We start from the raw sequence: 19,644 nt of genomic DNA on the forward strand, positions 1-19,644 counted from the left end.
GCGTGCCCTACTCGCCGTGCGCTTTCTCGTACAGGTCGCCGTCGTAGTACTCACCCGGGTCCGGGTTGTCGTCCATCTGCTCGTTGCGGACGAAGAAATCGCCGAGCTTCTTGAGCCACGCGTCCACCTCGCCATTCCTGGTCTTGGCGACCAGATCCTTGGTGGAGAGCGTCCGCACGTGGGAGGCGTCGGCCCTGGCCTGGGCTTCGGTGACGTCCAGCATCTTCGCGGTGAGCGCGATGGTCTCCTCGGGGTGCTTGTGGCGCCAGTCATTGGCCTGCTGCAGCACCTTGATCACCTTCAGGTTCTTCCCCTCCGGCACCTTGTTGCCGGCGACGAACGCCGTGGGGAAGGCGTCCCCGGTGTCCTTGGTGCTGGCGATTTCCTCGAGGTCCGGGACCTTCTTCTTGATGGTGTCGATGGCGGGGTAGAAGAAGCCGGCGCCGTCGATCCGTCCGGAGGAGAAGGCGGAGACGATGGTGGACGGGTCCATGTTGACCTTCTCGACGTCCTTCGCGGTCATCCCGGCCTTCTCCAGGGCGATGTTGAGGATCATGTCGCCTGAGGTGCCTTCGGGTACGCCGATGCGCTTGCCTGTGAGGTCCTTCATCGACTTCATGCCGGGTTTCGCGATGACGCGGTCCGCGTAGGTGAGGGTGTCGATGGCGATGAGCTTTGATTTGCCGGTGGCGGGCAGCCACATCGCTCCAGGGCCGATGTAGCCGTAGTCGAGGTCACCGGCGGCGAGCGCCTGGATCTGCACCGGACCGTTGTTGAAGGGCTTCACCTGCGGGGTCAGACCTGCCTCTTTCCACAACCCCTGCTTTTCGGCGATCGCAAGGAGGCTGGCGCCGTTGTAGTCGGCGATGTAACCGAACCGGACCGTGTCGTCGTCCCCGGTGGAACCACCGGAACACGCGCTGCCGGAGAGTACGAGCATCAAGGCGATGGGCAGGGCCGTGAAGGCGTGCCTGATCGTGCTTCTGGGCATGCGGGATGGTCCCCTCTCGGGACGATGCTCGGGTGGGTTCTGGGAAGGCCCAGGGCGAGGGCTCGGATGATCGGCGAGTCAGGCGGCGTCAGCCGGGGCTTCCTGGTGGTACACGGAGGTCCACACCTCGTTGCGGATGCGCCTGAACTCGGGCGAGAGCCGAATCTCTTCGGTACGTGGGTAGGGCAGATCCACGTCGACGACTTGGTGGATGCGGCCGGGCCTGGCGGCCATCACGACAACCCGGCTGGCGAGGTAGACGGCTTCGTCCACGTCGTGGGTGATGAACAGTACGGTGCGCTTTTCCTGGCTCCAGGTCTGCAGCAACTGGTCCTGCAACTGCACCCGGGTCAGGGCGTCGAGCGCCCCGAACGGCTCGTCCATCAAGAGCACTTGGGGGTCGACCGCGTACGCACGCGCGATGGCACAGCGCTGCTTCATGCCACCGGACAGCATTTTGGGCAGGGCCTCGGCGAAGTCACTCAGGCCGACAAGTCCGATGGCCTGCTCGGCACGCCGGCGTCGCTCCACCGCCGGTACGGAGGCGAGCTTGAGCCCGAACTCCACGTTCTGCCGCACGGTCAGCCAGGGAAACAGGGCGTACTGCTGGAAGATCACCCCCCGGTCCGGGCCCGGTCCGGACACCGGTGTGCCGTCGACCAGGACGCTGCCCGAATCGGGCTCCTGCAGCCCCGCGGCCATGCTCAGCAGCGTGGACTTGCCGCAGCCGGACGGGCCCACGACGGTGACGAACTCCTGGTCCGCGATGTCCAGGCTCACCCCGCCCAGTGCCGTGAAGGAGGTGCCCTTCAGCGGGAAGGTCTTCACCACGTCCCGGAACGTGATCTTGCTGTTCATCGTCGCTCCTGCCAGCCGGTGAGGCGTCGCTCGGCCAGCAGCAACAGCCGGTCCATGACGAGCCCGAGTACGCCGATGGTGATCAGGGACACGAAGATCGTGTCCATTTCGAACCAGGTGGACGCTTTCTGCATCCGGTAGCCCAACCCCTCCTGCGCGCCGATGAGTTCGGCGGCGACCACGGTCGCCCAGGACGCGCCGAGGCCGATCCGCATGCCGACGAGGATGAACGGGGTGGAGGCCGGCACGACCACCTTGGCGAAGATGGTCCGGTCCGAGGCGCCGAGCACCCGGGCCGCGTTGATCAGCGTCTTGTCCACGTCGATGACGCCCTGGAAGGAGGAGACGACGCAGGCCATGAACGAGGCCAGGAAGATCACGGCGACCTTCGGCACCTCGCCGATCCCCAGCAGTACGACCGCCAGTGGAATCATCGCGAGCGGAGGGATGGTGCGGAAGAACTGGATGTACGGCTCGACCAGGGCGCGCACTGTCGGGTACCAGCCCATGAGGAAGCCGACCGGTACGGCGACGAGCACGCCGAGGGCGTAGCCCAGAAGGACCCGGCGCAGGCTGGCGAACGTATCGGAGGCCAGCGTGCCGTCGGAGATCATGGTGCCGGCCTTCTGGGCCACCGCCGCCGGCGTGGGGAGGTTGTCGACAAGGCCAAGCACGGCCACGACGGCCCACAGGGCGATACCCGCAGCCAGTGCCACGAAGTTGAGGACCAGGAACCGGCGCTGGGAGGGGCGCGGTTGCTGTTGCCGCGTGTCGACGGCGACTTTCTCGGCGGGGGTGATCACAGCCATGGGTTCCTCGCTGGTGGCTTCACGCGTTCTCCTCGGGGACGGGCTGCGGATAGTGGGAGAGCAGGGGGGATTCATGTAGAACGAGGGCGATGCCGCCCAGCGCGCTGCCGGCCTCGCCGAGCGTCGCGCGCCGCACGTCCACGTGTCGGCGGGCCATCGGCATCAGGTGTTGCCGCAGGGCCCGTTCGATCGGCTCGAGGAGTACGGGGCCTGCCTCTGCCAGTTCACCGCCGACGACGATGACGCCCGGGCCTACGGCATGGCAGACCGCTGCGAGTACCTGGCCGATCTCGCTGCCGACACGCTCCAGCACCTCCAGGGCGGGGCGTTCGGCGTCCGAGGCGGCGTCCAGGAATCCGGCGAGATCGGTGGCCCGGCCGCCGGCCTCGCGGTAGCGGTTCAGGACCGCGTCGAGCGAGGCACGGGTCTCAAGGCAGCCGGTCCCGCCGCATTCGCAGCTCCGCCCGGTCGGGTCCACGGTGATGTGCCCGAACTCGCCCGACAGGCCGTAGCGGCCTCGGTGCAGCGCGCCGCCCACGACCAGACCGCCGCCGACGCCGTGTGACAGCCGCAGGTAGAGCACGTCACTGCTGTCCGCCGCAGCGCCCCACACCGCTTCGGCGAGGGCCGCGAGCCGGGTGTTGTTGTCGAGGAGCACCGGCACCCCGAACTGCTTGCGCAGCAGGTCCGGCAGGCCGTCGATGCCCTGCGCGCGGGCGTTCTCGCTGCCGGGGTCGGTGATCGGCCCGACCACTCCGACGCCGATCGCGCTGAGCGCGTCGAGGTGGACGGCGGCCGGGCGCCCCCGGCGGCCGCTCGCCGCGTCACCGGCCGAGCCGGTCGCCAACGTGGTCAGGAGGCGTCCGGCGATGTCGACCCGCTCGGGCCAGGACAGATCCGCGGCATGCGCCTCGCCGGCCGAACCAATGACCTCATGGGCGAAGTTGATCGCCGCGACGTGCACGGCGCGGCGCGCGAAGTCGATGCCGACCGCCTCACCGGCGGCAGGGTTGAGGCTGAGCTTCTCCACCGGCCGGCCGCGCTTGCGCACCTCGGCATGCGGTGTACCGGCGACGACCGTGCCGCTGCCCGCCAGGCCGGCGACGATGTCATGGAGCGTCGTACGGGACAACCCGCTGCGGGCGCCCAACTCGGCGCGGCTGAGCGGACCGTGCTTGCGGAGCAGATCGAGCACACGGTGTTCATGGCTTCGTCTCAGCCGCGTGAGCGGACCGTCGTGTTCGTGCATGCCGGACAGCATGTGAGCGCCGAGTATTTTCGTCAATGAGTTGAAACAAACTCGTCACACTCCGGCGGCCTCCGTGGGCGCATTCCGCCTCAACCGGCCAGAGTTGGGGTGCGAGATCGCCCCGGACGGCGAAGTACGTCGCGGCGCGGAACCCTCCGGATTATTTTTCCGACCTATTGACGAAAATCAGTGAGTGTTCGCATGCTGAGCGACAGCCACAGCGGGGGGCGCCCGTCCTGGTGTCCTTGACGACGAAGGTGAGTGCGACTGATGAACAGATCCGAGCACGGAATACACGTCGGCCGACGGACTCTGCTGGCCGGGGTCGCCGGCTCTGTCGGAGCGGCGGCGCTGTCCACTGCTGCCGGCCAGACGGCACAGGCGGAAGCCGCATCGACACAGCCGTACCCGCCGAACTGGCCCGATCCGAGCCCTTATGGCCTCGCGGACACCCGCAAGGACCTGTGGCCGCGCAGGGACAACTCCTTCATCCTCCCCCTCGAGCTCCGGCCCCGCGACAAGGCGCTCGGCCGGGTCTGGATGCGAGACACCTACGTCAACTGCTTTGTCGTCAACGGCCGTCCGCTCTACGTCGCGACCGGCACCACCCGGGTGCCCGGCCTCACCGCGGCCGCACCCTGGAACGACGGTCTCTTCGTGTGGACGGCACGGAACCTGCGCGGCCCGTGGAAGCTCGCCGACACCACCGGCATCCGGCCCGGCGCCGAGCGTGGCAAGGTGTGGTCGCCCGAGTTCGTCGATGAGAACCGCCCCGGACGCACGGTCGTCGCGCCATGGCAGACCCACTGGCACGACGACCAGTTCGGCAAGCGCGGCAACGTCTGGGCGCCGGAGCTGCACTACTTCCGCGACAAGTGGTACCTCGTCGCGTGCATGGGAGACCACTCACGGAAGGTCGGCTCCTTCATGCTGGTGAGCGAGGGCGGGGTCGAGGGCCCGTATCGCCTCGTCCGGGGCAATCTCGACAAGCCCTTCGGCGACTCGTTCATCGGCGGGCCGTCGTTCATCGAGCCCGGCGCCTACCACCACATCGACGGCAGCCTCTACAGCGAGGACGACGAGGCGTGGCTGGTGCTGCACAACCACGTGTACGCCAAGTTCCGGGACGACATGGAGGACATCGTCCCGACGACGAACCTCCCGTCGTTCCAGCAGACGCCCTACAACCCCGAGCCCTACCTTGAAGGTGCGTACGTCTTCAAGTACGGCGGCAAGTATTACCTGCTGCACGCCGCCTGGGACCGCAGGTCCACCAACCCCGACGGCAGCACGCGTAACGCCTACGACCCGCCTGGCCCCGACCGGACGCAAGACCAGTACGACGCGGTGGTCGCTGTCGCGGACCGCTTCGAAGGCCCGTACTCGCGGCGCTGGACCGCGGGGGTGGGCGCCGGACACAACAACTTCTTCGAGGACCACCACGGCGGACTGTGGGCGACGTTCTTCCGCAATCCGGCCTTCGGCTACTGGGCCGACCCCGCGCGCATCGCCGACGCCGCGGTGCCCGGCCTCGTGCGGCTGGAGTGGACGGGCCCGGCAGGCAACCGCCTGTACGCCCGGCGCCGGAACTGATCTGGGCCGGCCGTCCTCGCCGTCACAGGTCCAGGACGATGCGGGGGCAGGCGGCGCGCGAGACGCAGATGAACATGGTGTCGTGCGCGGCCTGCTCGGCTGCGGTGAGCAGGGAGTCGCGGTGGTCCACCGTCCCGCCGAGGACAGCGGTCTCGCACGTGCCACAGGTGCCTTCCTGGCAGGACGACAGCACCTGCACGCCCGCCTCCTCTACCGCTTGGAGGACGGTCCTGTCCGGCGGGACGGTCACGGTGATGCCGCTCTGGGCCAGTTCGACCTCGAAGGCCTCGTCCGGGCCGTACGAACCATGGTCCTTGGGAGCGAACCGCTCGATGTGCAAGGCGCCCGGCGGCCAGCCGGAGCAGCTCTGCTCAACGGCGTTCAGCAAACCTTCGGGACCGCAGCAGTAGACGAGTGTGCCGGACTCGGGGTTGGCCAGCAGCCCGGCCAGGTCCAGTACGCCGAATTCGTCCTGCGGTCGTACGGACACCCGCTCTCCGTACGCCGCCTCCAGCTGCTCGCGGAATGCCATGGAGCGGCGGCTGCGGCCGCCATAGGCCAACTGCCACTCAGCTCCCCGCCGTTGGGCTTCGGCGACCATGGGCAGGATCGGGGTGATACCGATGCCGCCGGCAATGAACAGGTAACGAGGGGACGGTTCAAGGGCGAAGTGATTGCGCGGTCCGCGCACCCGTACCTCGGCCCCTTCCCGCAGGTGCTCGTGGACCCACTTGGAGCCGCCCCGGCTTACCGGTTCGTACAAGACCGCGACTTGCCACCGGTAACGGTCGGCCGGGTCCGAGCACAACGAGTACTGCCGCACCAGGCCGGAGGCAAGCACCAGGTCGATGTGGGCGCCGGGGCTCCACTCGGGCAGAGCGGAACCTTCGGGGTCCGTGAGCGTCAGCAGCGCGACGCCCTCTGCGAGGATCTCCTTGCGCTCCAGGGTCAGGCCGAGTTCGACCTCGGCCGCGATGCGCGGGGGGATCACGATGGTCACAGTTCGTCCCTCACAGTTCGCCCCTCACGGTTCTTCGCTCACAGTTCGTCCCTTCAGGCCGGAACGGCCTGCTGCGCGCGGGCGGTGGTCCTCGGGGTGGCCCAGCAGCCAGTCCCACAGCTCCACCGGGCCCTCGAACTCCCGCTCCGCGCCGCAGTGGCAGACAGCCAGCTGCCGGTCGGTCCCCAGCACCCAGTGGATACGGAAGACGCCGTCCCCCGTAAGGGCAGCGGGGTGAAGCGCGCTCATCGGGCCGTCGCCGCCGACTGCCCGGCGCCGGGCTGCGACGCCAGCCGGGCGAGAATGCGACGGGCGGCGAGGCCACCGGTGTCGATGTTGATGCTCAGCTCCTGGTAGCCGTCCTGCTCGGTGTCCAGGGACTTCTGCAGCACGTTGAGGGCCACCACGTCCTGCATGACCACCGTGTGGTTGTTGTTGCGCAGGAATTCGGTGACGTCCTGATCGTCGAGGGCGAAGTCCCGGGCGACGGCCCAGAAGTCGTACGTCGTCTTCTCCGTCGAGGGAGTGATGCCGTAGACGACCTCCACATGGAAGGCGTGCGGGTCGCTGCCGTCCGGACGCGGACCAGGGGCGCCGGCGGGGGCGATGCGCGAGTGGAGCAAGTAGAGGCAGGGCGCGTGGTATTCGACGTCCTGCCAGCGGGTGATCCGGCCCTCGATGCCCGTGGACTTCGCGTAGAACGGCGGGCATTCGGCGTCGTCCATGTGGCGGCTGACGTAGACGATGCCGGCCTTGTCGTCGACCTCAGTGGTGATGGGCGTCTCGGCCACCTCCGGTGTGCCGATGTAACCACCGTGCAGGTACGTCTCGTGGGACAGGTCCATGAGGTTGTCGACGAGCAGACCGTAGTCGCCGGCGATCGGCTCCATGCCCGACACGACGGTGTACTCGGGCGAATCCATCCATGGGGCGCGGGGCGGCAGGGTGTCCCCCGGCTCGCGGTCACCGATCCACACCCACACGAAGGAGTCCTGCTCGACGACCGGGTAGGTCTTCAGCCGGGCGGTGCGCGGGATGCGCTGCTGGCCGGGTACGAAGACGCAGCCGCCGTCGGTGTCGTAGGTGAAGCCGTGGTAGCCGCACACCACCCGGTCGCCGTCCAGCCGGCTCGGTGCCTGCGACAGCGGGAAGCGCCGGTGCACGCAGCGCTCGGCCATCGCAACCGCCCGGCCGCCCTCGGTGCGGTACAGCAGGATCGGCTCCCCGAGCACGGTGCGTCCGAGCAGCTCGCGCCCGACCTCGCGGCCGTAGGCGGCGACGTACCACTGATCGCGAACGAAAGCAGTCATGAGCATTCCCTTGTGAGTGTGGGGCGGGCCGGGCTGCCACATAGACGTATGTCAGGCCTTCGCCGACAAGCCGAGTGGTGCCCGGGCATCGACCGGTGCTGACCATCGTGCGACCGGCCGGACCGGGCCACCAGGGGCCTTTCCGGATGCCGGGAAACATCTGCGAAACACGCGCAACGCCGCCGCGGCGGCGGCAGGCAATACGGCGTGAGCACCGTGGTGTGGTGTGGTCGGCTCGCGGCACGGTGTGGGCGGGGAGCCGGCGCTCAGGCGGAGTTGCGGAGTGCGGCAGGCTTCAGGCCCTGGGTGCGGCCATGACGCGGGAGATCGCACGGGCGCTGGTACAGACAAGCCGGGCCAGTGAGTTCGGGGAGCTGCTGCCATGGCGCACGACGAGTGAGACGGCGGCGATCACCGCACCGTCGCTGCCGTGCACCGGGGCGGCGACCGACAGGGCGTCCATGGTGACCTGGCGGTCGCTGGCCGCGTAGCCGTTGGTCCGCGTCTCGGCCAGCATGCGACGCAACGCACGCGGATCGATGACCGTGCGAGGCGTGAAGCGCTCGAAGGGGCCGGCAAGCACCTGGTCCTGCACGTCAACGGGGGCGTGCGCGAGCAGCACAAGCCCGACGCCGGTGGCTGTGAGGGCGAAGCGTCCTCCCACGCGTGTCAGTACGGGGACCGCGCCGGACCCCGCAATGCGCTCCACGAAGACGAGCTCGGTGCCCTCGCGCACCGCGAGCTGCACGTTCTCGCGGGTGATCTGGGAAAGATCCTCCAGGAACGGCAGCGCACACTCTCGCAGCCCCTGGCCCCGCGGGGCGAGCGAGCCGACTTCCCACAGCCTCAGGCCCACGCGGTAGCAGCCGTTGGCGCCGCGCTCCAACGCGCCCCAGGACATCAATTCGCCCAGCATCCGGTGCACGGTCGACACGGGCAGCCCGGACCGCCGGGACAGTTCGCTCAGCGTCATCTCCCGGCAATCCGCGCTGAACGCGCCGAGGATCTGCAGCGCGCGGCCCAGCACGGGCCCCGTACCGGACTGGGAACCACGGCGGGGCGTCGCAGGTCGCTCTGCCGGGGCCACCGGCGACGGTCCGCGCTCGCCCTGGCCGGGTTGCTGTGTGAGGGAGTGTTCCACCGGCGCCCCCGCTGCTTCCCATCGCTGAGCCCCAGCCGGGGCGGATCACTTGACGGCTGCTTTCTCCACCGTGCCGGTCAGTGTGCAGCAAGGCAGAAGCCGCGTCGAGACCCACGCAGGCGGCACGGTGGCAGGCCGTCGGCCCGGACCGGTCCTGACCGTCCAGTGGCAGGCATCCTCGCTGAGGGACTCCGAGCCCGCCCGGCCACGGCACGACACACCTCGGCGAGACCGCCCCGACCGCGTGGGTTAGCCTTGCCGACGCAATCCGACACGGGGTGCCCCGACCAGCGGGGCTGAGATCACACCCGTCGAACCTGAACCAGTTAGCACTGGCGGAGGGATGTCATTCATGTCATTGCCGCATGCTCCGAACGGCCCGGCGGACACCGGCCGGCGGTCCGTCTTCGATGGGCGGATGCCCGCGGCCCCCGGTGACCTGCGCGTCGAGACCCGCGGGATCGCCCCGGTCCCCGAGTCGCACCGCTACGGCGAGCCGGCACGGCTGTTCACGGTGTGGTTCGCCCCGAACCTGACGATGACAGGCGTCTTCACCGGCACGATCGGCATCGCCCTCGGTCTTGATTTCACCACCGCGCTGGTGGCCGTCGTGCTGGGGACGGTCGTCGGTGCCGTGCCCACCGCTTACCTGGGGACGTGGGGCGGTCTGACGGGGGCAGGGCAACTGCCGCTGGCGCGGCTCGCGTTCGGCCGGGCCGTTGCCGTGCCGGGTGTGCTGCAGTGGCTGTCGTCGGTCGCGTGGGACGCGCTCATCGGCCTGTTCGGCGGGGACGCGCTGGCCCGTTTGTGCGGCTGGCCGTTCTGGGTGGGCGTACTGGTGATGATGCTGGGGCAAGGCGTACTCGGCGTGTTCGGCTACGAGGCGATACACCGACTGCAGAAGGTCATGACCTTCGTGCTGGCAGCGGCCTTCGCCGCGCTTGCCCTCAAGCTCCTCGACGGTGTCCACCCCGCCACCGCCGCGTCGGTGCACGGATCCGACCGCGCGGGCGCGTTCGTTCTCACCAGCACCATCGCGCTCAGCCTCGCACTGTCCTGGGCCCCCTACGCCAGCGACTTCAGCCGTTACCTACCGCGTTCGGCCTCCCGGCCGCGCATGTTCTGGTGCACGCTGCTCGGCGTATCGGCCTCCTTCGTGGCGGTCCAGGCGCTCGGGCTGTGGGGTGCGTCAATCTTCACCGACCAGACCGCGAAGGGCGTCGATGAACTGCTGGGTGGTGGCGCACTCGGCGCGTTCGGGCTGCTGGCCGTCGCGTTGGCCGCGCTGTGCAGCAATGCGATGAACGACTACAGCGGCTCACTGGCCCTCCAGACGGTCGGGGTGCGCATCTCGCGGCCGCTGGCGGCGGGCCTCGCTGCCGTGCTCGGCTTCCCGCTGGTGCTGTGGATGCACGCAGCGGATACCGCGGCGCGTTTCCAGAATGTGCTGCTGTTCGTCGGCTACTGGATCCCGGGGTTCGTGGCGGTGGTGGCCGTCGACTGGTTCGCACGCGCCCGCGCTCGAGGCGGAGCTCCGTTCGAGCTGGCTGCCGAGAGCGCCCGCCCACAGCCGTGGTGGCCCGCCCTCGCGGCGTTCGTTGCCGCCTTCGGCGCCGCGGTGCCGTTCATGGACACGAGCCTGTACGTGGGGCCGGTGGCCGCGGCGTTGCACGCCGCGGACCTCGCCTACTACGTCGCGTTCATCGCGGCGCTCGTCGTGTACACGCCCCTGCGGCTACGCCGTCGAGCGGCCGGCCGCTGACCACGACGACGTGGCGGCGAGGGCAGTGAGGTACGCCTCGTGCGCGTGGCCGGGGTCCTCGACGGGGCGGATCTCCGGCAGGGTGTCGTGCAGGCGCCGCCCAAGGAGCTGGGCGGGGACGGTGAGGGCGCAAACCCCGAGGAACTCTTCGCGATCGGGTACGCCACCTGTTTCGCCACGACGCTGGACCTGGTGGGCATCGCGGCGAACTCAAGGCGGAAGACGCGGAGGTCGACTCGGCGGTTTCACTGATCCCGGTCGACGGCGGCCGCTTCAAGCTCGGTGTCGAGCTGCGGGTCACGCTGCCGTCGGTCACCGAGGCGCAGGCGGTCGAGCTGGTCGAGGTGGCCTGCCCACCAAGTCTGCCCGTACTCCAATGCCACGCGCGACTACATCGACGTAGCGCTGGTGGTCAACGGCACACCACTGTGAACACCGTCAGGCAACGTTCGCCCTACAGGCGGGTGTTATCGGGCAATCTGCCTGCCGGGCCCGCAAGGCCGTGGCGTCGCCCGGACTATGTCGGCGTACCGCCGGGCGCCGGGATGACGCCGAGTTGCTGGAGGAAGCCGAGAAGGTCCTTGTCGGACCACTTCTCCGCGAGCCTGCCGTTCTCGATGCGGTGAATCACCGTCGCCGTCATCGTGAGCTGGTTTCCGGTGGCCGGGATGCCCGGCAGGTCCCTTTCGTGCACTCCACGGGCCGTCATCCGGGTCACCACTTTGTCGCCTTCCGCGATCTGGTCCTCGATCTCATGAGTCCCGGGAGTGGCCTCCCAGAAGACTCGGAACGCCTGCTTGAGCCCCTCGCGACCGGGCCCGAGCCCTGGGAACGGTGGCGGGGAGTGGTCCTGGTAGTTCTCGGCCACGAGTTCGTCCATGGCCTCCACGTTGCCCTTGTCGATCTCCGCGTAGAAACGGCGAACCAACCTCTTGTTCTCTTCGGTCGACACGGGACTCCCCTACGCGCGTTTCGTACCACCGGACCTGGCGCACACGACCGGCAGCATGACCCGCCCGGCCTCGGGGCCGCGCGTACGCCGCGCCGAGCTTCCGTGTGTGTCACCCGGAAGCATCCATGCGGTAGCGGTAGCTGTAGTGGCCGTAACCCCGGCAAGTGCCGCTTTCCGGAGCAAGCCTGCGAAGAGCTGGCGGAAGCGTCGCCCGCAGGGGGCTTTCACCATCGGGGTCCGCCACAGATCACGGGAGGCGGCCACGGCGAGTGATGCCGCTGTTCGAATCGACGTAGGGCACAGGCAATGGTGGTGCGCCGCCGCGTCCGCGCCCCGGACCGCCCGGGCTCAGCCCAGCGCGTCCATCAGGGCGGTGATGTAGGCATCCAGCCGCTCTTCCACTGCTCGCGTCGTCAGCTCCGTCCTCCCTGCCTCCCGCCACAGCCGCGCCACCACCTGCACCTCTTCCGAGGACGCCAGCCCGTCCCGCACCTGCCAGTACAGCCGCTCGCTCGTGGCCGCCGCCAGCACCCCGCCGGCCTCCTCGTACGCCTCAGCGAACCGCAGCCCCCACTCCGGTCCGTGCAGCAGCGCGAGATTGGTGGAGCAGTGCGCGACATCCAGGTCCGCCGGTCCCCAGGAGGCCGCTGCCCAGTCGACGACGCCGGTGATCCGGGGATCTGCCGGGCTTGAGGGCGGCACGTCGAACAGCACGTTGCCGGGTTGGAAGTCCCGGTGTAGGAACCGCCCCTCATAGGGCGGCGCGGGCTGGCGGATCACGTCGATCGCCGCTGCCCATGCGGCCGCGTCGGCGCCCTTAGGCGTCACGACGGTGTCGGCGGTCGTCAACGCCACATACTCCCCGTGCCGCTCAGCCGGTCGCAACGCGTGGATCGCCACGAGTTGACGGGCCAGCACAGGGACGCGCGTCTCCAATCCCTCATCGTCGAGGACCGTCCGGCCCGCCAGATGTGTCATGAGGAGCGACGGGTACTCGCAATGCGCAGCGGTCGGATCAACCGCGACCAGTCCAGGAGCCGGCACTCCGGTCCCCTTGAGCAGGGTCAGGGCGCCGGCTTCCCGGTCCAGCCCGTCCTCGGCGCGCTCCACATAGAACGGATCGACGAAGCTCCGCAACACCAGGTCACGCGTGCTGCCGTCCCGCGCGCCGACGGTCAGCCGCCGTATTTCGGCAGTGATGCCGCCGTGCAGCACCTCGGTTTTGACGATCCGTTCGCCGACCTCCAGGTGCCGGCTCACCCAAGCCAGGGTCAACGGTCGGACAGCCGCCGCCTCATCGTGTTCTGTCACCGTGGCACCACATCATCCGGACGCGGCCCGCGCAAAACCTTTGTCGGAGGCGATATCAACGCTGTTCTGTTCCTCGCGTCCGACGGCTTGCGTGTCCACCGCCGGGAAAGCCCGCAGGCACCACTGCCAAGGGTGCCGGGAGGGGGGCGGGGCGCCGGTGCGGTTCAGTCGCCTCGACTGCCCCAGCAGCCCCAGGTGGTCCAAGTCGTACGGTGGCGAGGCGACTTGAGCACGAGTGAGCCGTTTGCAGGTGATGGGAGGAGTTCCCTGTGACTGGGTTCCGGGCGGCGGTGGATTGTTGCGTGTCTCCAGCAGGTCTAGGTCGCCGCCGCCATGCCGCCCTCGGCCGGACGGAGAGGCCCCGGCTCCTCCCCGGAGATCATCCCTGCCGCCCGACCAGTGCCTGGGCCATGAGCGAACAGCTCCGCAACTCGGCGGCGTCATCAGGCTCCCGGAGCCCGCATGACCGCGCAGCTCCAAGTCGCAGCTGACGACTGACACCGCCACGATCAGCGTCGCAGCCCGGAAGAGCCACAGTCCGGGAGGGCCGGTCCGGGAGGCGGCGGTGCACGAGTCAGCTGAAATTTCGCCCGACTTCCCAGCGCCGCGTCGGCAAGCCTGGGGCAAGGATGTGCTGGCTCACCGGTAGTGGCGTGTGCGCACCCCAGAAGACGAGCAGGGCGATGACGCTGGTGGCGGCGAACCACGGCATAGCAAGCTCATGGCCTGGCAGCCGCTCGCCGGTCGGAGACGTGGAACTCCATCCATTCGATGACTGGTACGAGGAAGTGGGAACCTGTGATTGAGGCGGCGCCTCCACGGAATCGGAGCCGCCGGAAGCGCCTCGATCGGCAACGCTGCTGCGTGCCTGTTTCCGTCCACCAAGAGTCCCGCGGCGCCCATGCCGCCGTCGAGTTCGGAGTTCCGCCAGTGCTTTTCGACGTCACCCGCAACGAACTCGCCGACATCTTCGGCCAGGACCGGCTTGCGACCCTGCCCGCTACCGCCTTCCCGCCCTCCGCCGTGGAGACCGAGGGCGCCCGGCTGCTGCAGACCGTCGGCGTCCCCACCGGGACACTCGGACTGCGTGAGCCCGACGCGGACGACGTTCGGCTGCCCCTCGTCCAGGACGTCGTCGACGCCGAGAGCTTCGAGAACGCCTCGCAGGACGCGGGTGAATGGCCCGTCATCGGCTGGCTGCTCAACGCCCACCTCGCCCTCGACCCCGCTTCCGGCAAGGTGCACGCCTTCGACGCTGACGAGGCGACCGTGCGGGAACTCCACGCAGACGTCTCCTCCCTCGTCCAGGTCACCCTCCGGTTCCAGCGCGTGCTCGAGGAGTTCACCTTCAGCGGAGACGACGGCGACGAGGAAGCCGACTTCGAGCGCCTGGAGCGCGAAGTCGAGCGTATCCGTCTGGAGACGAACATCGTCGACCCGCTCCCCTTCCAGGACGACGAGACCGTCTGGGCGGTGGTCGGTGAGGAGATCGCCGCGGGCCAGCGCTTCAAAGGCAACAGCCCGGGGGCCCGCTCGCTCTACGGGTGATCGCAGACCGCCTTGCTGCGGACCGGTCTTCTCCTCTGCCGCGCCGGTAGAGTCATCGCCGCAGCTGACGGGGCAGGGTCACCTCGACGGTCATGTCGTCACAGACCTGCGGTCCGGCGATGTCCATGGCGTCGGCCAGGTCCTGTGCACGGGGGCGGCACTCGCCGGGCGGGCCGCATCTGAACCAGCGTCAAAAGGTGCCGCCTGCACGAGTGGGTAAGCCTCCTGAGCACGAGTCTCTAGGCCGCCGCGTCGAAGGAGGACTGCCGTACGGTCGCGCGCCGGGCGGCCGACGCGGGGCTGCGTCGGCCGCGTGAGGACGCGCTGCGCTGACGCCGCTCGGTCACCGGCGCGGTGATCGTCACGGGGATGCCGGAGGGGGCTTGGGCGCCGGTGATCTGGCTGAGTGCCTCTTCGCCGGAACGGACCTGGGTGGTCTGGGGCACGATGCCCGCAGCCGTCATGAGGCGGGCCATGTCGCGACGCTGATTGGGGGTGACCAGGGTGACGACGCTGCCGGACTCCCCGGCGCGCGCGGTGCGGCCGCCGCGGTGCAAGTAGTCCTTGTGGTCGGTCGGCGGGTCTACGTTGACGACAAGGTCGAGGTTGTCGACATGGATGCCGCGGGCGGCGACGTTCGTCGCCACGAGCACGGTGACGTGCCCGGTCTTGAACTGGGCCAGGGTCCGGGTGCGCTGGGGCTGCGACTTGCCGCCGTGCAGGGCAGCGGCGCGTACACCGCTGGTCAGCAGGTCCTGCGTCAGCCGGTCGACGGCGTGCTTGGTGTCCAGGAACATGATGACCCGGCCGTCGCGCGCCGCGATCTGCGTCGTCGTCCGCTGCTTGTCGGCGCCGTGGACGTGCAGCACGTGATGCTCCATCGTGGTGACCGCGCCTGCGGACGGGTCGACGGAGTGGACGACCGGGTCGGTGAGGTAGCGGCGGACCAGGCGGTCGACGTTGCGGTCCAAGGTGGCCGAGAACAGCATCCGCTGGCCCTCGGGGCGTACCTGGTCCAGGAGTGCGGTGACCTGGGGCATGAAGCCCATGTCGGCCATCTGGTCGGCCTCGTCCAGGACGGTGATGCCGACCTGGTTCAGCCGGCAGTCGCCGCGGTCGATGAGGTCCTTGAGGCGGCCCGGCGTCGCGACGACGACCTCGACGCCACCGCGCAGCGCATTGGCCTGCCTGCCGATCGGCATTCCGCCGACGACGGTGGCCAGGCGCAACTTCACCGAGCGGGCGTAGGGGGTGAGCGCGTCGGTCACCTGCTGGGCCAGCTCACGCGTCGGAACGAGGATCAGGGCCAGCGGCTGACGGGGCTCGGCGCGCTGTCCGGCGGTGCGAGCCAGGAGTGCCAGGCCGAAGGCGAGGGTCTTGCCGGAGCCGGTGCGCCCGCGTCCTAGGGCGTCGCGGCCCGCGAGGGTGTTCGGCAGGGTCGCGCCCTGGATCGGGAACGGAACGCTCACTCCTTGCACGGTCAGCGCGGCCAGCAACTGCTTGGGCATGTCGAGGTCGGCGAACGCCTCGACCGCGGGCAGCGCGGGAGTAATCGTCTTCGGCAGGGCGAACTCGCCCTGAACCGCTGCGGGCCGCCGGCCGTGGCCGCCCGAGCGGCGCGGATTCACTGAACGGCTCGGGGCGGACGAACCGAAGCGGGAGGAGTGGCCGTTCGTACGTGCGGGGTTCATCGAGAACCTTCCTTGATACGGCACGCACCAAGGAATTCTCGCAGCGAAAGAGCAGCGCGGGGAATCACAAGAACGGGCCGAATGGAATGCGAAAAAAGAATCTGGATTTACAGTGACCGGCATGGCGCACAAGAAATGAAATCGACGACGTCATGTGCAATGAAAGTCCGGACGTCGAAATCCCCGCAGCTGGGGCCCGCACCCCCGAGGGATGCGGGCCCCAGCTACAAAGTGCGCGTCAGCGTCAGGCGAAAACGATGTTCTCGGCCGTCGGTCCCTTTTGGGTCGGCGCGATATCGAAGGTGACCTTCTGGCCCTCGAGCAGCTCACGGAACCCCTGGGCGGCGAAGTTCGAGAAGTGGGCGAACACGTCAGCACCCCCACCGTCCTGCTCGATGAAGCCGAAACCCTTGGCCGCGTTGAACCACTTCACGGTGCCTGATGCCACGTCATATCTCCTTTGGGGCAGTACGCCGGCATCCGCGATACACGGTTGCCGGGTCGCCGCGATGATGCCCCGTCCGGAAATGACCGGCAATACGAAGACGCTTCCAGCGGGCTTGAAAACCGGCGAAGACGCGTGAAGTTTTGGGAACCATAACTGCAACTTAGATCGACAGTAGCATGAGCTAGCTGCCTGCGTACGCCAAATAATTCCGCTCTGTCAGTTACGGCAAAAACACTGCCCGCATGGTGAGTTAAACCCTCATCTCGCGGTCATAGATATTGACTTGCCCCGAGCGCAACGTTCCAGGAAGAGCGGTCGCGGTTTACGGAACGGAGGAATTAGTCATTCCGGTGAGGCGGGCCGGCCCGGGCCGGCCCCCAGCAGTGCCACGGTGGTAAACGGCGCTTGGGGGCGCGCAGCCATGGCTGCGCGCCCCCAATCTGTGCATGACAGGCTCTTACCGCCGCCCGGCACGAGAGCGAGACCCTTTTGTCCGGCTGGCAGCACGGCCCGCACGGGCGACAGCAGCTACCGGACGCGGTGGACGCGCTCCCTCAAGCAGAGCTGCGAGGTCAGGCGGAGTTGATGTTCTCGGCCTGGGGGCCCTTCTGGCCCTGGGTGACGTCGAACGTCACGGCTTGGCCTTCCTGGAGCTCACGGAAGCCCGAGGAGTTGATCGCGGAGTAGTGGGCGAACACGTCGGGGCCGCCGCCGTCCTGGGCGATGAAGCCGAAGCCCTTCTCCGCGTTGAACCACTTCACAGTTCCCGTAGCCATGTCTCATGCCTTCCAGTCGATGTACGCCTCCCACAACGCGCGGAAGGCGGAGGTGATCGCCCTGGTTCCTGCGACACAGCACAGCAAAACGCCCACGCCGAGGACGTGGGCGAAGGGGAACTTCCGAACCATGACAGCTGACGCAGACGCTACACGTCCACACACTCTGTCACCAGAGGAAACGGCCCACGCGTCACATCCCGTCAGCTGCGCCGGGGCCCGCCGGTACCGGCGGGCGGCACTTCCTCAGGCCGCGGGCGAGCTGGACGCATCGGCGGCGCGGCGGTGTTGGGCGTTGAGGCGCTGTGCTTCTTGGAGTTGGTCTTCGAGGATGACGATGCGGCAGGCGGCTTCGATGGGGGTGCCCTGGTCGACGAGTTCGCGGGCGCGGGCGGCGATGCGCAGTTGGTAGCGGGAGTAGCGGCGGTGGCCGCCGGCTGAGCGCAGTGGGGTGATGAGGCGGGCTTCGCCGATGGCACGGAGGAAGCCCTGGGTGGTGCCGAGTATTTCGGCGGCTCGGCCCATGGTGTAGGCGGGGTAGTCGTCGTCATCGAGACGGCCGAACGAGTCGTCTGCTGTCATTGCACCTCTCTATGGAACGCTTGGCACGCGTGGAGGGGCCCGGGTGCTGTATCCGCACCCGGGCCCCGAAGGAACTGCTACACCATCTGCCGACCCTATTCCTGCGTCGGCCTTCTGTTTCCGCTGACCCGACCGAACTGCTGCCGGGGTTGCGGGGATCGCGGTTGCTTGACCGGAGACCACCTCACTATCGATGTCCTGCGGTACCCGGGCCCAAGACTTCCGCCCGGGCGATCCTGATGGCGCCTGGCTCCTCCGTTCTTTCCCTCTGAACCAATCACTTACTGAACTGCTGGTGTTGCGTACTACTGGTGACCTGCCACAGCGCCACTCTTCGGCAGCCAGCCCCGTCGCCTCTCCTGCATCTGCCCTGGCTTAGAACCCCACTGCCGAACCTCCCGGCACGCGCGCCCGCAGCCGACGCCTTTACCGAGGTGCTGCTCACTGACTTCACTGCTGGTCCTGCGGTCCTACTCGTGGTGGCCCCTGATCACTGCGGGCCACCCGGTCCGGTCGTCAGTCCCGTCGCCGTCCTGCACTGCTCTGGCTTCGAAACTCCACCACCGCACCGTCCTGCAACTGCACTTGCGGGTACTGCTGCCCGGCAGTTCATCTCTGCCGGGCCCTGCTCGATCTCGGCTACGAGAGAAACCATAACCACACCACCACCCAATGTCTACTCCAGCCACCATAGATTTTCGGGTGTTCGACAGTGAGGTAGTCGGCTCACCAAGAGCTGACCGGCCGAGCCATAGATCGATGATTCGAACGGCTACAGCACCCCGCGGCGCCCCCGGTGCACTGCCGCCGCATCCTGAAGGCCTTGCGCCCACAGGACCTGAACACGTACTCGTCCTGCCGCACTTGAAGGTGCCTGTTCAGCCCGCCACGTACACGGTGTTGGTGGCGGGCTTTCCTTGCAGCGGGTTGGGGAAATCGACGACGTGGCTCTCCGATCTCGTGAAGACCTCGGCGAGCACCGCGTTGAATGCCGCCTCCGGCGGGTCGTTCGACCACAGCGCGAAGATGCCTCCGGGGTGCAGCAGCCGGGCGAGTGCGCGCAACCCTTTTGGTTCATACAGCGCCGAGTGGCTGGGGTGCAGCACATGGCGGGGCGAGTGGTCGATGTCCAGGAGGATGGCGTGGAAGCGGCGATCCGGCTCCTGAGGGTCGAGGCCACTGCCGTCGCCGGCCATCGCGAAGAAGTCGCCTTGGACCAGGCGGCATCGGGGGTCCGACGTCAAGGAGGCACCCAGCGGTACGTATCCACGCTCATGCCACTCGATCACTTCGCCGAGTGCCTCGATCACGGTCAGCGAGCGCACCCGCCGGTCCTCAAGGACCGCCCGTGCGGTGTACCCGAGACCGAGGCCGCCCACCGCGACATCCAGTTCGCTGTCCGGAAGTTGTTCCAGACCGAGCCGGGTGAGCGCGATCTCACCGGCGGTGAAGAGGCTGGACATCAAGAACTCGTCCCCGAGTTTCACCTCGTACACATCGTCGCCCGACGCCGGGTCCCGTCGTCGCCGCAGGCTGAGGTCCCCCATTGCTGTCGGCCGCCAGTCGATCTCCTCGAAACGCATGCTCATCCGTTCACCTTTCTGGGCAGCTCTCGGCAGCGGG

The 19,644-nt window shown here is 68.4% G+C and carries 20 protein-coding genes and 1 riboswitch; of the genes, 4 read left to right on the forward strand and 16 right to left on the reverse strand.

Annotation, left to right across the window (positions count from 1 at the left end):
- Nucleotides 1–7: 7 nt before the first annotated feature.
- From ACGFX9_RS32945 to ACGFX9_RS32960, 4 genes are all read right to left on the reverse strand, one after another.
- A complete protein-coding gene (locus ACGFX9_RS32945) occupies nt 8–991 on the reverse strand; it encodes an aliphatic sulfonate ABC transporter substrate-binding protein (RefSeq protein ID WP_393481597.1) in 984 nt (327 codons plus the stop codon).
- Between the two features lie 78 nt (nt 992–1,069).
- The gene (locus ACGFX9_RS32950; protein WP_393481600.1) at nt 1,070–1,849 is read right to left on the reverse strand and encodes an ABC transporter ATP-binding protein; all 780 of its coding nucleotides are present in this window, start codon (nt 1,847–1,849) and stop codon (nt 1,070–1,072) included.
- A complete protein-coding gene (locus tag ACGFX9_RS32955; protein ID WP_393481603.1) occupies nt 1,846–2,658 on the reverse strand; it encodes an ABC transporter permease in 813 nt (270 codons plus the stop codon). Before ACGFX9_RS32955 ends, ACGFX9_RS32950 begins: the two co-directional genes overlap by 4 nt.
- A gap of 19 nt (nt 2,659–2,677) precedes the next feature.
- Nucleotides 2,678–3,919 (reverse strand): ROK family protein, encoded by a 1,242-nt coding sequence (locus tag ACGFX9_RS32960; RefSeq protein WP_393481605.1) that lies wholly within the window; start codon nt 3,917–3,919, stop codon nt 2,678–2,680.
- Nucleotides 3,920–4,177: 258 nt separating this feature from the next.
- Here ACGFX9_RS32960 and ACGFX9_RS32965 point away from each other — a divergent pair, with 258 nt between their 5' ends.
- Nucleotides 4,178–5,500 carry a family 43 glycosylhydrolase gene (locus ACGFX9_RS32965; protein ID WP_393481608.1) on the forward strand — a complete coding sequence of 441 codons (1,323 nt, stop codon included), beginning with the start codon at nt 4,178–4,180 and terminating at the stop codon, nt 5,498–5,500.
- Between the two features lie 22 nt (nt 5,501–5,522).
- Here ACGFX9_RS32965 and ACGFX9_RS32970 read toward each other — a convergent pair whose 3' ends face one another.
- The 4 genes from ACGFX9_RS32970 to ACGFX9_RS32985 all read right to left on the reverse strand — a co-directional run bounded on the left by ACGFX9_RS32970 (nt 5,523) and on the right by ACGFX9_RS32985 (nt 8,837).
- Nucleotides 5,523–6,476 (reverse strand): PDR/VanB family oxidoreductase, encoded by a 954-nt coding sequence (locus tag ACGFX9_RS32970; RefSeq protein WP_393481932.1) that lies wholly within the window; start codon nt 6,474–6,476, stop codon nt 5,523–5,525.
- A 48-nt stretch (nt 6,477–6,524) separates the two neighbouring features.
- The gene (locus ACGFX9_RS32975; protein WP_393481613.1) at nt 6,525–6,749 is read right to left on the reverse strand and encodes a hypothetical protein; all 225 of its coding nucleotides are present in this window, start codon (nt 6,747–6,749) and stop codon (nt 6,525–6,527) included.
- Nucleotides 6,746–7,810 (reverse strand): Rieske 2Fe-2S domain-containing protein, encoded by a 1,065-nt coding sequence (locus ACGFX9_RS32980; RefSeq protein ID WP_393481617.1) that lies wholly within the window; start codon nt 7,808–7,810, stop codon nt 6,746–6,748. Before ACGFX9_RS32980 ends, ACGFX9_RS32975 begins: the two co-directional genes overlap by 4 nt.
- A gap of 295 nt (nt 7,811–8,105) precedes the next feature.
- Nucleotides 8,106–8,837 (reverse strand): IclR family transcriptional regulator, encoded by a 732-nt coding sequence (locus ACGFX9_RS32985; RefSeq protein WP_393481619.1) that lies wholly within the window; start codon nt 8,835–8,837, stop codon nt 8,106–8,108.
- A gap of 378 nt (nt 8,838–9,215) precedes the next feature.
- Nucleotides 9,216–9,312: riboswitch (TPP riboswitch) on the forward strand.
- Between ACGFX9_RS32985 and ACGFX9_RS32990 the strand changes: the two genes are divergently transcribed.
- Together ACGFX9_RS32990 and ACGFX9_RS32995 are read left to right on the forward strand one after the other, a co-directional pair.
- On the forward strand, nt 9,304–10,713 hold the full coding sequence (locus tag ACGFX9_RS32990) for a purine-cytosine permease family protein (RefSeq protein ID WP_393481622.1): 1,410 nt from the start codon (nt 9,304–9,306) through the stop codon (nt 10,711–10,713). Its footprint overlaps the riboswitch before it by 9 nt.
- A 39-nt stretch (nt 10,714–10,752) precedes the next feature.
- Entirely contained in the window at nt 10,753–10,965 is a 213-nt protein-coding gene (locus ACGFX9_RS32995) for a hypothetical protein (RefSeq protein ID WP_393481625.1), read from the forward strand.
- Here the strand turns inward: ACGFX9_RS32995 and ACGFX9_RS33000 are convergent.
- The 3 genes from ACGFX9_RS33000 to ACGFX9_RS33010 all read right to left on the reverse strand — a co-directional run bounded on the left by ACGFX9_RS33000 (nt 10,959) and on the right by ACGFX9_RS33010 (nt 12,976).
- Nucleotides 10,959–11,096 carry a hypothetical protein gene (locus ACGFX9_RS33000; protein WP_393481627.1) on the reverse strand — a complete coding sequence of 46 codons (138 nt, stop codon included), beginning with the start codon at nt 11,094–11,096 and terminating at the stop codon, nt 10,959–10,961. The two genes, ACGFX9_RS32995 and ACGFX9_RS33000, sit on opposite strands and share 7 nt — an antisense overlap.
- Nucleotides 11,097–11,230: 134 nt before the next feature.
- On the reverse strand, nt 11,231–11,665 hold the full coding sequence (locus ACGFX9_RS33005; RefSeq protein ID WP_393481630.1) for an ester cyclase: 435 nt from the start codon (nt 11,663–11,665) through the stop codon (nt 11,231–11,233).
- A 348-nt stretch (nt 11,666–12,013) separates the two neighbouring features.
- Nucleotides 12,014–12,976, reverse strand: coding sequence for a phosphotransferase family protein (locus ACGFX9_RS33010; RefSeq protein WP_393481633.1), 963 nt, complete (start codon nt 12,974–12,976; stop codon nt 12,014–12,016).
- Nucleotides 12,977–13,906: 930 nt separating this feature from the next.
- Here ACGFX9_RS33010 and ACGFX9_RS33015 point away from each other — a divergent pair.
- Nucleotides 13,907–14,524: an SUKH-4 family immunity protein gene (locus ACGFX9_RS33015; protein ID WP_393481935.1), complete on the forward strand. Its 618-nt coding sequence runs from the start codon at nt 13,907–13,909 to the stop codon at nt 14,522–14,524.
- Nucleotides 14,525–14,763: 239 nt separating this feature from the next.
- Here ACGFX9_RS33015 and ACGFX9_RS33020 read toward each other — a convergent pair whose 3' ends face one another.
- From ACGFX9_RS33020 to ACGFX9_RS33040, 5 genes are all read right to left on the reverse strand, one after another.
- Nucleotides 14,764–16,215 carry a DEAD/DEAH box helicase gene (locus tag ACGFX9_RS33020; protein ID WP_393481636.1) on the reverse strand — a complete coding sequence of 484 codons (1,452 nt, stop codon included), beginning with the start codon at nt 16,213–16,215 and terminating at the stop codon, nt 14,764–14,766.
- Between the two features lie 244 nt (nt 16,216–16,459).
- Nucleotides 16,460–16,663, reverse strand: coding sequence for a cold-shock protein (locus tag ACGFX9_RS33025; RefSeq protein WP_393481639.1), 204 nt, complete (start codon nt 16,661–16,663; stop codon nt 16,460–16,462).
- Between the two features lie 572 nt (nt 16,664–17,235).
- The gene (locus tag ACGFX9_RS33030) at nt 17,236–17,439 is read right to left on the reverse strand and encodes a cold-shock protein (RefSeq protein ID WP_215067737.1); all 204 of its coding nucleotides are present in this window, start codon (nt 17,437–17,439) and stop codon (nt 17,236–17,238) included.
- 246 nt (nt 17,440–17,685) lie between these two features.
- A complete protein-coding gene (locus ACGFX9_RS33035) occupies nt 17,686–18,021 on the reverse strand; it encodes a MerR family transcriptional regulator (RefSeq protein ID WP_393481642.1) in 336 nt (111 codons plus the stop codon).
- Between the two features lie 878 nt (nt 18,022–18,899).
- Nucleotides 18,900–19,610: a spermidine synthase gene (locus ACGFX9_RS33040; protein ID WP_393481645.1), complete on the reverse strand. Its 711-nt coding sequence runs from the start codon at nt 19,608–19,610 to the stop codon at nt 18,900–18,902.
- Nucleotides 19,611–19,644 lie beyond the last annotated feature (34 nt).

Source organism: Streptomyces sp. NPDC048436, from assembly GCF_043200355.1.
Classification (GTDB): domain Bacteria; phylum Actinomycetota; class Actinomycetes; order Streptomycetales; family Streptomycetaceae; genus Streptomyces.